Source organism: Ciceribacter sp. L1K23 (assembly GCF_018122705.1).
Taxonomy (GTDB): domain Bacteria; phylum Pseudomonadota; class Alphaproteobacteria; order Rhizobiales; family Rhizobiaceae; genus Allorhizobium.
Window position 1 is genome coordinate 1,515,119 of the sequence record NZ_JAGRRC010000001.1, and the last position, 12,149, is coordinate 1,527,267.

General features: G+C 62.6%; 14 protein-coding genes. 6 read left to right on the forward strand and 8 right to left on the reverse strand.

The genetic code is table 11. The features are described from left to right. The first annotated feature begins 2 nt into the window (after window positions 1-2). The 4 genes from J5J10_RS07035 to J5J10_RS07050 all read left to right on the forward strand — a co-directional run bounded on the left by J5J10_RS07035 (window position 3) and on the right by J5J10_RS07050 (window position 4,822). On the forward strand, window positions 3-764 hold the full coding sequence (locus J5J10_RS07035; RefSeq protein WP_211929356.1) for a sugar phosphate isomerase/epimerase: 762 nt from the start codon (window positions 3-5) through the stop codon (window positions 762-764). Between the two features lie 26 nt (window positions 765-790). Next, window positions 791-1,924 (forward strand): Gfo/Idh/MocA family oxidoreductase, encoded by a 1,134-nt coding sequence (locus J5J10_RS07040; RefSeq protein WP_211929357.1) that lies wholly within the window; start codon window positions 791-793, stop codon window positions 1,922-1,924. Window positions 1,925-1,995: 71 nt separating this feature from the next. Continuing rightward, window positions 1,996-3,048 (forward strand): L-glyceraldehyde 3-phosphate reductase, encoded by a 1,053-nt coding sequence (mgrA, locus tag J5J10_RS07045; protein ID WP_208551171.1) that lies wholly within the window; start codon window positions 1,996-1,998, stop codon window positions 3,046-3,048. A 166-nt stretch (window positions 3,049-3,214) separates the two neighbouring features. Continuing rightward, window positions 3,215-4,822, forward strand: coding sequence for a glycoside hydrolase family 43 protein (locus J5J10_RS07050; RefSeq protein ID WP_211929358.1), 1,608 nt, complete (start codon window positions 3,215-3,217; stop codon window positions 4,820-4,822). A 21-nt stretch (window positions 4,823-4,843) separates the two neighbouring features. Here the strand turns inward: J5J10_RS07050 and fghA are convergent, their stop codons facing one another. The 8 genes from fghA to J5J10_RS07090 form a co-directional block, all read right to left on the reverse strand. Beyond that, window positions 4,844-5,677: an S-formylglutathione hydrolase gene (gene fghA / locus J5J10_RS07055; protein WP_208551169.1), complete on the reverse strand. Its 834-nt coding sequence runs from the start codon at window positions 5,675-5,677 to the stop codon at window positions 4,844-4,846. Between the two features lie 26 nt (window positions 5,678-5,703). Continuing rightward, window positions 5,704-6,315, reverse strand: a complete 612-nt coding sequence (locus J5J10_RS07060) for a DUF1345 domain-containing protein (RefSeq protein ID WP_211929359.1) — start codon at window positions 6,313-6,315, stop codon at window positions 5,704-5,706. Window positions 6,316-6,397: 82 nt separating this feature from the next. Continuing rightward, window positions 6,398-6,844 (reverse strand): YaiI/YqxD family protein, encoded by a 447-nt coding sequence (locus tag J5J10_RS07065; protein WP_208551157.1) that lies wholly within the window; start codon window positions 6,842-6,844, stop codon window positions 6,398-6,400. Between the two features lie 4 nt (window positions 6,845-6,848). Then, entirely contained in the window at window positions 6,849-7,268 is a 420-nt protein-coding gene (locus tag J5J10_RS07070) for a GNAT family N-acetyltransferase (protein ID WP_211929360.1), read from the reverse strand. A 35-nt stretch (window positions 7,269-7,303) separates the two neighbouring features. Further along, complete coding sequence (locus J5J10_RS07075) at window positions 7,304-8,431, reverse strand: S-(hydroxymethyl)glutathione dehydrogenase/class III alcohol dehydrogenase (protein WP_211929361.1); 1,128 nt, start codon at window positions 8,429-8,431, stop codon at window positions 7,304-7,306. Window positions 8,432-8,510: 79 nt separating this feature from the next. After that, the gene (locus J5J10_RS07080) at window positions 8,511-9,125 is read right to left on the reverse strand and encodes a GNAT family N-acetyltransferase (RefSeq protein WP_211929362.1); all 615 of its coding nucleotides are present in this window, start codon (window positions 9,123-9,125) and stop codon (window positions 8,511-8,513) included. A gap of 43 nt (window positions 9,126-9,168) precedes the next feature. Next, window positions 9,169-9,879 (reverse strand): hypothetical protein, encoded by a 711-nt coding sequence (locus J5J10_RS07085; RefSeq protein ID WP_211929363.1) that lies wholly within the window; start codon window positions 9,877-9,879, stop codon window positions 9,169-9,171. A gap of 97 nt (window positions 9,880-9,976) precedes the next feature. Then, on the reverse strand, window positions 9,977-10,906 hold the full coding sequence (locus J5J10_RS07090; RefSeq protein WP_211929364.1) for a DMT family transporter: 930 nt from the start codon (window positions 10,904-10,906) through the stop codon (window positions 9,977-9,979). A gap of 295 nt (window positions 10,907-11,201) precedes the next feature. On the opposite strand from J5J10_RS07090, the gene J5J10_RS07095 reads away from it, so the two are divergent. Both J5J10_RS07095 and J5J10_RS07100 read left to right on the forward strand, forming a co-directional pair. Continuing rightward, window positions 11,202-11,615 (forward strand): helix-turn-helix domain-containing protein, encoded by a 414-nt coding sequence (locus J5J10_RS07095; RefSeq protein ID WP_249116692.1) that lies wholly within the window; start codon window positions 11,202-11,204, stop codon window positions 11,613-11,615. A 59-nt stretch (window positions 11,616-11,674) separates the two neighbouring features. After that, a complete protein-coding gene (locus tag J5J10_RS07100; RefSeq protein ID WP_211929365.1) occupies window positions 11,675-12,100 on the forward strand; it encodes a hypothetical protein in 426 nt (141 codons plus the stop codon). The last annotated feature ends 49 nt before the right edge of the window (window positions 12,101-12,149 follow it).

The window sequence follows — 12,149 nt, forward strand, 5'->3', positions numbered from 1 at the left end:
CAATGACCAGTCTCGGTTTCCAGCTCTACAGCGCCCGCAATTTCCAGCCGTTTTCGAAGATTTTTCCGCTGCTTTCCAAGGCTGGCTACCGGGAGGTCGAGGGCTATGGCGCTCTCTACGCCTCGCTCGACGAAAGCGGTCTCCAGGCCCTTCGCGACGAGCTCGACGGCTGCGGCCTGACCATGCCCACAGGGCATTTCGGCATCGACATGCTGGAGCAGGAGACGGACCGGGCGCTGACGATCGCCCGCACGCTCGGTCTTGAGGCAATCTACTGCCCCTATCTGATGCCTGACCAGCGTCCGACAGATGCCGCTGGATGGTTCGCATTCGGCAAGCGCCTTCAGGAAGCAGGCAAGCCTTTCCGCGACGCCGGTTTCGACTTCGGCTGGCATAACCACGATTTCGAATTCGCGACACTCGCCGACGGCTCGACACCGCAGGAACAGATCTTCGCCGGCGGGCCGGAACTGTCGTGGGAGGCCGACATCGCCTGGGTGATCCGGGGCAAGGCCGATCCGTTCTCGTGGATCGAGAGCTACGGCAAGCGCATCACCTCCGTCCACGTCAAGGACATCGCGCCGGCTGGGGAGAACACCGACGAGGACGGCTGGGCTGACGTCGGCCATGGCACCGTCGACTGGAAGGGCCTGGTCGCGGCGCTTAAGCCGTTCAATGTCCGCCACTACATCGTCGAACACGACAATCCGAACGACATCGATCGCCTCATCACGCGCTCGATCGCGTCGTTCGGCACCTACTGACATCCTTCTTTCCTTCGAGGCACCACATGGCACGCGAACTCGGCGTCGGCATCATCGGATGCGGCAATATCTCCACCACCTATTTTGGCCTCGCACCGCTCTTCAAGGGGCTGAAGGTGCTGGCCTGCACCGACCTGAATATGAACGCCGCCGAACTGCGGGCGGAAGAATACGGCGTCATCGCCCAGCCGATGGAGGAGCTTCTCGCCAATGACGAGCTCGACATCATCGTCAACCTGACCATTCCGGCTGCGCATTTTCCGGTGTCGAAGGCGATCCTCGAAGCCGGCAAACACGTCTATTCGGAAAAGCCGCTGGTGCTGACGCTTGAACAGGGGGAGGAGCTGCGGCGCATCGCGAGCGCCAAGGGTCTCTCCGTCGGATGCGCGCCCGACACCTTCCTCGGCGGCGCGCATCAGCTCGCCCGCCAGTATGTCGACCAGGGCGGCATCGGCCGGGTCACCTCGGGAACCTGCCATGTCATGAGCCCGGGCATGGAGATGTGGCATCCGAATCCCGACTTCTTCTTCCTGCCCGGCGGGGGGCCGATTCTCGACCTCGGCCCCTATTACATCGCCAATCTGATCAACCTGATCGGTCCGGTGAAGCGCGTCGCCGCTCTCACCTCCATGGCGAGCCCGACCCGCACGATCACCAGCCAGCCGCGTTCGGGCGAGGTGATCCCGGTCGAGACGCCGACCAACATCCACGCGCTGATGGAATTCCAGAACGGCGCCACCATCACCTTTTCAGCCAGCTGGGACGTCTGGAGCCACCGTCACGCCAACATGGAGCTCTACGGCACCGAAGGTTCGCTCTATGTGCCCGACCCGAACTTTTTCGGCGGTCTCGTCGAAGCGTCGGGCCGCAACAAGGACATCCAGCCTTTGCCGGCCTGGGAGCATCCATTCGGCGTCAACAACCAGGAGAGCCCGCAAGGTCCTCGCGCCAACTACCGCACGGCCGGCCTCGCCGACATGGCGATGGCCATCCTCGAAAAGCGGGATGCGCGCTGCTCGCTCGACCGGGCGCTGCATGGCGTCGACGTGATGACGGCCATCCTGCAGTCCGGCGAGGAGGGCCGTTTCGTCGAGCTCTCCACCACCTGCACCCAGCCGGCGGCGCTCGGCATCGAGGAAGCGCAGGCCCTGTTGAAATAGCGTACTGGCCGTTTATGGTCCGGGCGGGGCGCAGACGTGCTCCGCCCGCATGACGAGACAGGGAGAAAACCATGGCCTGGCAACCGGCTGACGATCGCTACGAGAAAATGAAATACAACCGCCTCGGCCGGAGCGGGCTGAAGCTGCCGGCGATTTCGCTCGGCCTCTGGCACAATTTCGGCGACGACACGCCGCACGACCGCAAGGTCGACATGTGCCGCACGGCTTTCGACCTCGGCATCACCCATTTCGACCTCGCCAACAACTACGGTCCGCCGGCCGGCACCGCCGAAACAGCCTTCGGTCGTATCCTGAAGGACGAGTTTTCCGGTTTGCGCGACGAGCTCATCATCTCCTCCAAGGCCGGCTACGGCATGTGGAAGGGCCCCTATGGCGAATGGGGCAGCCGGAAGTACCTCATTGCCTCCTGCGACCAGAGCCTCAAGCGACTTGGCCTCGACTACGTCGACATCTTCTACTCGCACCGCTTCGATCCCGACACGCCTCTTGAAGAGACCTGCGGCGCGCTCGACCATATCGTCCGGTCGGGCAGGGCGCTCTATGTCGGCATTTCCTCCTATAACTCGCAGCGCACCCGCGAGGCCCATGCGATCCTCAAGGAGATGGGCACACCGGTGCTGATCCATCAGCCGAGCTATTCGATGATCAACCGATGGATCGAGGAAGACGGGCTCATCGATACTCTCGAAGACCTCGGTATCGGCTCGATCGTCTTCTCTCCGCTGGCGCAGGGCATGCTGACCGCCAAATACCTCAATGGCATTCCCGAAGGCAGCCGCGCCTCGCTCGACCGCTCTCTCGACCCGAACTTCCTCAACGATCGCAATGTCGAGAATATCCGCTCGCTCAACGCCATTGCCGAGGAGCGCGGCCAGACCCTTGCGCAGATGGCGATCGCCTGGGTTCTGCGGCGCGGCCGCATCACTTCGGCATTGATCGGCGCCAGCCGGTCGCAGCAGATCATCGACTGCGTCAAGGCGCTCGAGAACGACAGCTTCACCGACGACGAACTGGCGCGGATCGACGTTCATGCCAGGGACGCCGACATCAACCTCTGGGCCGCCTCGGCGGAACGGAAAGGGCCGCCCCGGCGGAAAAAGTAGTTTTTGCAAGACAGGCCCCTCAACCGGCTGACGCCACCTTCTCCCCGCGCGCGGGGAGAAGGGACAAGTGGCAGCGCCGGCCTCCATCCTCCTTCTCCCCGCAAGCGGGGAGAAGGGCCCGGCAGGGGGATGAGGGGCAGTTCGAAACCTTTGGGAGGACGTACATTTGATCCGCAATCCGATACTGCCGGGCTTCAATCCCGACCCGTCCATCTGCCGGGTGGGTGAGGACTATTACATCGCGACCTCCACCTTCGAGTGGTATCCCGGTGTCCAGATCCATCACTCGCGCGATCTGGTGAACTGGACGCTGGTGCGCCGGCCGCTGGACCGGAAGAGCCAGCTCGACATGCGCGGCAATCCCGACAGCTGCGGCGTCTGGGCGCCATGCCTTTCCCATGCCGACGGGCTGTTCTGGCTGGTCTACACCGACGTCAAGCGCTTCGACGGCAACTTCAAGGACGCGCACAATTACATCGTCACCGCGTCGTCGATCGAAGGCGAATGGTCGGATCCGGTCTATGTCAATTCCAGCGGCTTCGATCCGACGCTGTTCCACGACGACGATGGCCGCAAGTGGTTCCTCAACATGCAGTGGAACCATCGCACCGCCAGCTACGGCGGCTCTCCCAAGCATCCGGCCTTTGACGGCATCCTCATGCAGGAATGGGACCCAGTCGCCAAGGAACTGGTGGGCCCGATCAGGAACATCTTCCCGGGGTCGAGCCTCGGCCTCGTCGAGGGTCCGCACCTCTTCAAACACAATGGTTGGTACTACCTGACGACGGCCGAAGGTGGTACGGGCTACGACCATGCGGTCACGATGGCCCGCTCCCGCACCATCGATGGTCCCTACCAGATGCATCCGCAGACGCATCTGATCACTTCGAAAGACCATCCCGACGCCGAGCTGCAACGGGCCGGTCATGGCCAGTATGTCGAGACACCGGATGGGGAAGTCTATCATACCCATCTGAGCGGCCGGCCACTGGCGCCGAAGCGGCGCTGCACGCTGGGCCGTGAGACATCGATCCAGAAATGCGTCTGGAAGGACGACGGCTGGCTCTATCTCGCAAACGGAACCCAGGTGCCCGAGGTCTTCGTGCCGTCGCCGACCGACGTCGAACCCGAGGCGCCCTCGGCGGTGGTCCGGCATTTCGACGACGGCGAACTGCCGCCGGAGTTCCAGTGGCTGCGCACGCCGGAGCCTGCAAGGCTCTTCAGCCTGACGGCGCGGCCTGGACACTTGCGCCTCTACGGACGCGAAAGCATCGGTTCCTGGTTCGAGCAGTCGCTGGTCGCACGCCGCCAGGAAAGCCATTGTTTCCGTGCCGAGACGGTGCTCGACTTCTCGCCCGACACCTACCAGCAGGTCGCGGGTCTGACCTACTACTACAACCGCTACAAGTTCCACGCGATCGGTGTGACCCTGCACGAGAAGCTCGGCCGTGTCGTGACGATCCTCAGCTGCCCGGGCGATTATCCGGAAAGCCGGCTGTCGTTTCCTATCGGGGAGGGCGAGGCGGTCACGGACGGGCCGGTCGAGCTGGCGATGGAGGTCAGCGACAACGAGCTGCGCTTCTACATCAGCGAAAACGGCCGGGACGAATGGCGGGCGATCGGTCCCGTTCTAGACGCAGGCGTCGTTTCCGACGAGGGCGGTCGCGGCGAGCACGGCTCGTTCACCGGTGCGTTCACCGGGATGTTCGCCTTCGATACGAGCGGGCGGGGACAAGCCGCCGACTTCGACCGCTTCGCCTATCTGCCGCGATAGACGAAGCGGGCCGACCGAGACTCAGCCCAGGCGTTCGGCGTGCCAGCGCAGGTGGTCGTCCATGAAGGTGGAGACGAAGAAATACGAGTGGTCATAGCGATCGTGCATCCGCACGGTCGCCTTGATGTCCGTCCCCTTCACCGCCTCCTCGAACAGCCACGGGCGCAGTCCTTCGTCGAGGAAGGGATCGGCCTTGCCCTGGTCGATCAGGAATTCCGGGAAACGGGCACCATCGGAGACGAGCGCGCAGGCATCGTATTCGCGCCATTTGGCCCTGTCGGCACCGAGATACTTCTCGAACGCGTCGGAGGTCCAGCCGGCGGTCGAGGGTTCGACGATCGGCGCGAAGGCGGAGCAGCTCTTGAACCGGTCGGGGTGCTTCAGCGCGATCGTCATGGCGCCATGGCCCCCCATTGAATGGCCGAGCAGGCCCTGGCGGTCCATATCGACGCGGAACTGTTCGGCGATCAGGGCCGGTAGTTCTTCGGTGATGTATGTGTACATCCGGTAGTGATCGGCCCAAGGCTTTTCGGTGGCGTCGAGGTACATACCGGCGCCCTTGCCCATCTTCCAGTTGGTAAGTTCGTCCGGAACGTCATCGCCGCGCGGGCTGGTATCGGGGCAAACGATGATCAGGCCGAGTTCGGCAGCAAGCCGCCGATACTCGCCCTTTTCCATGACGTTCGCATGGGTGCAGGTCAGGCCCGACAGATACCAGAGCACGGGACGCTTCTCGGCGATCGCCTGCGGCGGTACGAAGACGGCGAAGGTCATCTCGCACCTGCAGGCCTCGGACTCGTGGGAGAAGACGCCCTGCATGCCGCCGAAGGCCGTGTTCTGGGAAATGACTTTCATTTCTGTTCCTTTCATTTCAATTGAGATCAGCCGGCCAGTTGCACCGCGCCGTTGACGGCGGCGGCGATCAGCACGGTGTTGAAGAAATAGGAGACGATCGCGTGCAGCAGGTTGAGGCGCCGCATCGCGGTCGTGGTCACGGCCGTGTCCGAGGTCTGCGCCGTCATGCCGATGACATAGGCGAAATAGACGAAGTCCCAGCCGCAAGGGGAGGGCGTGGCGGGGAAGTCGAGCCCGCCATGATGGCGGCCCTTGGCCTTGTCGCCATCGGGGCGCCAAAAGAGATGGGCATAGTGCATGGCCGCCATCATATGGATTGCGAACCAGCCGCCGACTACGGATGCGAAGGCGAAGAGCAGTTCCGCCAGTCCGACGCGTCCGCCGTCATTGAGGGCGATGAACAGTGACGTAACGGACACGCCGACTGCTGACAGGGTGACCAGAAGGATGACGGGTGCCGGCTCGTCTGCCTCTTCGGCGCTGCCATGCAGATAGTCCGCCGTCAGATGCGGGAGGCGAAGCATCATCAGCACGAGATAGAGGAAAAAGAAGACAACGGCGGAGAGCTCGACCGCAAGGTGTGGGAGCGTGAGGGTGCAGGCAATGCCTGCCGCCGCCGCTGTCGCAATGGCGATCATAAAGGCCCTGTGGCGCCGGGATAGGATACTCTCCAGCCGCAAGGGGCCTCCGTCGTCTGCGTTCAATCGTGCGGTGTGGCTATCACGCCTTTGCGCGCCGGCATAGCCGGTCGAGCGTTTCGAGGAAGGCGGAGCGGTCGCGTGGCGTGAAGGCCGCGTTATAGCCCTTGCTTTCGCCGGTCTCGCGCAGATGCGCGCCAAGGTCGCGCATGGCGGTCGCCATGCCGATATTGGCCTTGTCGAAGATGCGGCCGGTCGGGCCGGTGACGAGAGCGCCAGCGGTCACACAGCGTCCCGCCAGCGGAACGTCCGCCGTCACAACAATGTCGCCATCGCCGGCCCGCTCCGCTATCCAGTCGTCGGCGGCATCGAACGCGCCTGAAACGATCACATTCTTCACCATCGGATCGCGTGAGGGCCTGAGGCCCGAATTGGCGACGAAGGTCACCGGCAGGCCATGCCGTTCCGCGACCTTGAGGATTTCCGCCTTCACCGGACAGGCATCTGCATCGACATAGATTTCAGGCATCAGTTCATCCCCGCCGCAGCATGTCCACATGCGGAATATCGTCTTCCAGATATTCCTCGGAGATCGGCTGGAAGCCGAGTGAGCCGTAGAATTTCCGCAAGTGGCTTTGCGCCGATATCTCGATCGGCTCGCCGGGATGGCGCTTCTCGACCTCGGCAATCGCCTCGCGCATCAGCGCGTCGCCCAGCCGCTTGCCCCTATGCTCAGGCGCGACCGCCACGCGGCCGATGCGGGGATGGTGGTCGGGAGTCGGACGCCAGAGCCTCGCGCAGGCGACAAGGGCGTCGCCATCGAAGAGCCGCAAATGGAGGCAGTCCGGGTCGTTGCCGTCGAGCTCCGGGTAAGGGCAGTGCTGCTCGACAACGAAGACGTCGACGCGCAGCTTCAGCATCTCGTAAAGCTCGACGGCGGAGAAGTCTTCCATCCTCCGCACGTCGACCCGATCGTAAGCCTTTCCGCTCAATAAACCACGACGCCCCGGATGGATTCGCCCTTGTGCATCATGTCGAAGCCCTTGTTGATGTCCTCGAGCGGCATGGTGTGGGTGATCATCGGGTCGATCTGGATCTTGCCGTCCATGTACCAGTCGACGATCTTCGGCACGTCGGTACGGCCGCGTGCGCCGCCAAAGGCCGTGCCCATCCAGTTGCGGCCGGTCACCAGCTGGAAGGGACGCGTGGAGATTTCCTGGCCGGCGCCGGCGACGCCAATGATCACGGACTTGCCCCAGCCGCGATGCGAGGCTTCCAGCGCCTGACGCATCACCTTGGTGTTGCCGGTGCAGTCGAAGGTGTAGTCGGCGCCGCCGATCAGGTCGCCGTTGCGCTTCGTCATGTTGACGAGATAGGGCACGATGTCGTCGCCGACGTCCTTCGGGTTGACGAAGTGGGTCATGCCGAACTTCTCGCCCCAGGCCTTGCGGTCCGGGTTGATATCGACGCCGATGATCATATCCGCGCCAGCAAGGCGAAGACCCTGCAGCACGTTCAGACCGATGCCGCCTAAGCCGAAGACGATCGCGGTCGAGCCGATCTCGACCTTGGCTGTGTTGATGACCGCGCCGATACCCGTGGTGACCCCGCAGCCGATGTAGCAGATCTTGTCGAAAGGAGCGTCCGGATTGACCTTGGCGACGGCGATCTCGGGCAGCACGGTGAAGTTGGCGAAGGTCGAGCAGCCCATGTAGTGGTGGATCTTGTCCTTGCCGATCGAAAAGCGGCTCGTGCCATCAGGCATCAAGCCCTGGCCCTGGGTCGAGCGGATCGCGGTGCAGAGGTTTGTCTTGCGCGAGAGGCAGGAATAGCATTCGCGGCATTCCGGCGTGTAAAGCGGAATGACATGGTCGCCCTTCTTCACCGACGTCACGCCCGGGCCCACATCGACAACGATGCCCGCGCCCTCATGGCCGAGGATCGCCGGGAACAGGCCTTCCGGGTCGGCGCCCGACAGCGTGAAATCGTCGGTGTGGCAGATGCCGGTCGCCTTGACCTCGATCAGGACTTCGCCGGCTTTTGGGCCTTCGAGCTGAACCGTCATGATTTCCAGGGGCTTGCCGGCCTGGGTGGCGACGGCGGCGCGAACGTCCATGGTATCCTCCATATCTGCTTTTGTTTCGGCCCGACATTGGCACGCCGGACGTGTTCGCCTCAAGGGGCGAGAATGGTCTTCACGGTACTTCGATCAGCGGCACATGGCTGGCCGCGTCGCGACGCATTTCGCCGGTCAGGCGCGGATCGTCGCTCACCTCGACCATCACCGCATACGGCTTGAAGCCGGAGCGCTGGTAGAAGGGCAGGGCGGCCGGACTATCGAAATTACAGGTGTGCACCCAGAAGCGCGAGATTGGCTTTTCCCAGGCGCGACCGATCGCTGTGTTCATCAGCAGCCGCCCGGAGCCGCCGCCGATCGCTTCAGGAACGAGGCCGAAGAAGGCGAGTTCGCACTCACCCTCCTTGCGGAAATCGAGCTCCAGCAGGCCAAGCCGCTCGCGGCCATCCGTCAGCGTGTAGACTTCGACGCCCGAGTCGCCAAGGATGGCCGCCAGCTCTTCCTTTGCCATCAACAGGCGCGAGACCCACATCCAGTCCTCGCCGACGCGCCGGAACAGGTCGCGGTAGTCTTCCACTGACGGGCTGTGCCAGCGTTCGACCGTCAACGATCCGGCGGGCGCCGGTCGCGTTGGCGGAGGCTCGAGCATTTCGAGGCAGGTGACGACGTTGGCGAGCTTGCCGGGTGGAACGGGCGAGTAGCCCATGGGAAGGTGAGGGTTCTTGGTGTCCATGCGCCCTTTGGACCGTTTTGGGCGGTCGCTGTCAAGGTCGCGGTCAGGCGGCTCTGACGCCTTCCAGCAGAACGTGATCAGGCACGTTGAGCCATCGGGCCTTGCCGGTCTTGGCGGTGACCTCGGAAGGAACGATAGCCGACAACAGGTCGTGCCAGCCCGGATGGTGCTCCCTTCCCGCGGGCGTCTCTCGCTCGATCCGCGTGAGGATTTCAATCTGCGGTGCGCTCAGGACGACCTTGCCGCGAGCCACGCAGCCGCGCAGAATGCGGTAGATGAAAGTGAGATCGTCGAGGCCGACCCCGGAGCCCGCGTTGTTGCGCCAGTGCCTGTAAGCGCCGCGATCCTCACAGACCGCCAGGCGCAACTGGTCGAGTGCCAGGGTCGACAGAAATTCGGGAACCGACCGCGCCGTCTCCAGGACATGCAGGACGATCTCAAGCTCGAGCGTCGAATGAATCGCGCCGTCGCTGGCAAGAAGGCTTTCCAGCCAGCGGCCCCACACGTCGTCGATGATGCCCCGGGGTTCGCTGCCGTCGACAAGATAAAGGGTGACAGATTCGATGACATAGTTGCGCCATTCGGCACATTTGACGGGACAGAGATTGTTGATGCCGAGAAGCGCGATGACGTCGCGTCGGCTGCGCAACCCTTCCGGAAATGCGTAGCGGCGCAATCTGTCCATGTCGGCGGCGTCGAGCGCCGTCTTCCCGGCGATCATACATGCCGGAAAAGAAAGACGATGATCGTCCATTCTTTCTATCCCCGTTTCATCATGAAACTCGAAACAGAATAGGCGCGATTTGTTTCCAACCGGACAATCGGAAGGGTTAGCGGTCCGTAACCCGTTGTCAGGCCTGTGCCGTTCCGGCACGCTTGTGTTCGCGCCATAGGATGAACAGCCCGGAGGCGACGATGATCAGGATACCGGCCCATTTCGACAGCGTCGGAAAATCGCCGAACAGTACGTAGCCCAGTGCGGTGGCGGCGATGATCTCGAAATACTGGAACGGTGCCAGCACCGAGAGCGGCGCCATCCGGAAGGCGCGCACGACCAGAAGGTGGATATAGCCGGAGATCGATCCGAGCAGGATCAGCAGTACCAGGCCGAGCAGCGACGCCGGGAGAGACGGCGCGAAGTCCGGGACCGCCAGCCCGTCGCCGACCAGGATCGCTGCACCCATGAAGAGCGTGCCGCCGATACCGGCCATGGTCTGCATGGTCATCGGCGAATCGGCCTCACCGATGGCGCGGTTCAAGAACATGTAGAGCGCGAACAGGAAGGCGCAGGCGACGGGCAGCAGCGCCGTCCAGCCGAAAATCTCCCAGCTCGGCTGGATGACGATCAGCGCCCCGCCGAAACCGATCAGGATCGCCAGCCAGCGCCGCCAGCCGACGCGGTCACCGAGAAAGAGCGCGGACAGAGCGGTGAGGATGAAGGGCTCGACGAAGTAGATGGCGAAGACGTCGGCGAGCGGCATGTACTTGACCGCGATGAAGAACATCAGGCTTGCCGCGCCGTGCAGCACGCCGCGCAGCAGGTTGAGGAAGGGACGTTTTGCGGTGAGGGCCGCCCGGCCTTGCAGTGCGACCAGGACGGGCAGCGTGCAGGCCAACTGGAAGAAGAAGCGGAAGAAGGTGATCTGCGCCGGCGACATGTGTTCGTACAACGCCATGTATTTGGCGATTGCGTCCATCAGCGGCAGAACCAGCATGCAGCCGCCCATCAGGACCATGCCGTGGACCGGGCTGCGGCTGTGGTTTTGGAGTGCTGTCGACATGGCGGCTCGGTTCGTTGAAGCCGCCTTGAAGCATGCGGGTCGCGGCCTCGCAAGGCCTTGCGGTCCAAAAGCTGGCAGCACCCTTTATTCGACTTTTGTCATGCTACGGCATTTTGTGGCGCAAGCGGGGTGGCGGTCCCGGTACACACCACCTATAGTACCAGCTGCCATCATCTGGACCATTCTTCGGGCGTATCGCCTTCGTTCCAGTGCAATTGAAGAAGAACGGCCCGCAGCGCGGCACTCTTTTCCCCGCGATAATTGCTCCGGCCGCGAAAATACAGGAAGGATACCCATGAACACCTTCACCCGGATGGACAAGTTCTTTCCCGATGCCAGTGACGACACGCTCGGCGGCCGGCTTTCCAGCGCGCGAGACGCAGTGGGCGTCAGCCTCGCCGACCTCGCCAACCAGCTCGGCGTTCGCCACGAGACGCTGCAGGCGTGGGAGGCCGATCGCGCCGAGCCGCGTCCGTCGCGGCTCGTCAATCTCGCCGGCATTCTCGGCGTCTCGCCGATGTGGCTGATGACGGGGCAGGGCGAGGGACCGGTGTATGGCACCAGCGGCGCGCTTTCTATCGAGGCGATGCAGAACCACCTGCTGCGCATGCGGGATCTGCATAACGAAAGCGGGCGCCTGATCTCGATCCTGCAGCGGCAGGTCGATGAATTGCAGCGGACGGGGCGGCACGAGCATGGTGCGAACTAGCAGTCCTCTTTTTGAGAGCAAGGCTTGCACCGCAGACGGCATGGGAGCACAAAAGCATCATGTCAGAACACGACCGCAACACCCCTGCTTTTGAGTTCGATCGCTCGAACATGTTTGAACCGCTTTTGGTGGCTGACCACACCTTCCTTGAAAAGTGGAAAATATTCCAGGACGAGTATCGATCTGAAGACGAACTTCCACTCTACATCGCACTGTCGGAGCTTGCTCGTCATCTTATTGAATATTTGGAGGCAGGTAGTACCCATCAATTTGGTGCGGTCTTTGATGTTGTCGAACGCTGGCACATCAATGGTGATCCGTATGTAAAAGAAGCGGCTACAATAGGTCTTATCGAAGATTTGCAGAATGAACACCTGCATCGCAACACTCACCCTGACGACTTTCTTCCATGGCTGCAGCCTGAAAGTCGCAAGTGGTGGTCTAAGGTCAATGAGTTCTGGGCTACAGGAAAGCCGATAGCGTAACTGCTCTCATCGGAAGCTCGACGTCGAGAATAGTATGAAAAGCATCATC

What these genes read in the sequence shown, in the direction of transcription:
- mgrA (WP_208551171.1), top strand. Translation starts at nt 1,996, where the DNA reads ATGGCCTGGCAACCGGCTGACGATCGCTACGAGAAAATGAAATACAAC.
- J5J10_RS07075 (WP_211929361.1), bottom strand. Translation starts at nt 8,431, where the DNA reads ATGGACGTTCGCGCCGCCGTCGCCACCCAGGCCGGCAAGCCCCTGGAA.
- J5J10_RS07095 (WP_249116692.1), top strand. Translation starts at nt 11,202, where the DNA reads ATGAACACCTTCACCCGGATGGACAAGTTCTTTCCCGATGCCAGTGAC.
- J5J10_RS07100 (WP_211929365.1), top strand. Translation starts at nt 11,675, where the DNA reads ATGTCAGAACACGACCGCAACACCCCTGCTTTTGAGTTCGATCGCTCG.
- fghA (WP_208551169.1), bottom strand. Translation starts at nt 5,677, where the DNA reads ATGAAAGTCATTTCCCAGAACACGGCCTTCGGCGGCATGCAGGGCGTC.
- J5J10_RS07080 (WP_211929362.1), bottom strand. Translation starts at nt 9,125, where the DNA reads ATGGACACCAAGAACCCTCACCTTCCCATGGGCTACTCGCCCGTTCCA.
- J5J10_RS07035 (WP_211929356.1), top strand. Translation starts at nt 3, where the DNA reads ATGACCAGTCTCGGTTTCCAGCTCTACAGCGCCCGCAATTTCCAGCCG.
- J5J10_RS07085 (WP_211929363.1), bottom strand. Translation starts at nt 9,879, where the DNA reads ATGGACGATCATCGTCTTTCTTTTCCGGCATGTATGATCGCCGGGAAG.
- J5J10_RS07065 (WP_208551157.1), bottom strand. Translation starts at nt 6,844, where the DNA reads ATGCCTGAAATCTATGTCGATGCAGATGCCTGTCCGGTGAAGGCGGAA.
- J5J10_RS07090 (WP_211929364.1), bottom strand. Translation starts at nt 10,906, where the DNA reads ATGTCGACAGCACTCCAAAACCACAGCCGCAGCCCGGTCCACGGCATG.
- J5J10_RS07060 (WP_211929359.1), bottom strand. Translation starts at nt 6,315, where the DNA reads ATGATCGCCATTGCGACAGCGGCGGCGGCAGGCATTGCCTGCACCCTC.
- J5J10_RS07070 (WP_211929360.1), bottom strand. Translation starts at nt 7,268, where the DNA reads ATGGAAGACTTCTCCGCCGTCGAGCTTTACGAGATGCTGAAGCTGCGC.
- J5J10_RS07040 (WP_211929357.1), top strand. Translation starts at nt 791, where the DNA reads ATGGCACGCGAACTCGGCGTCGGCATCATCGGATGCGGCAATATCTCC.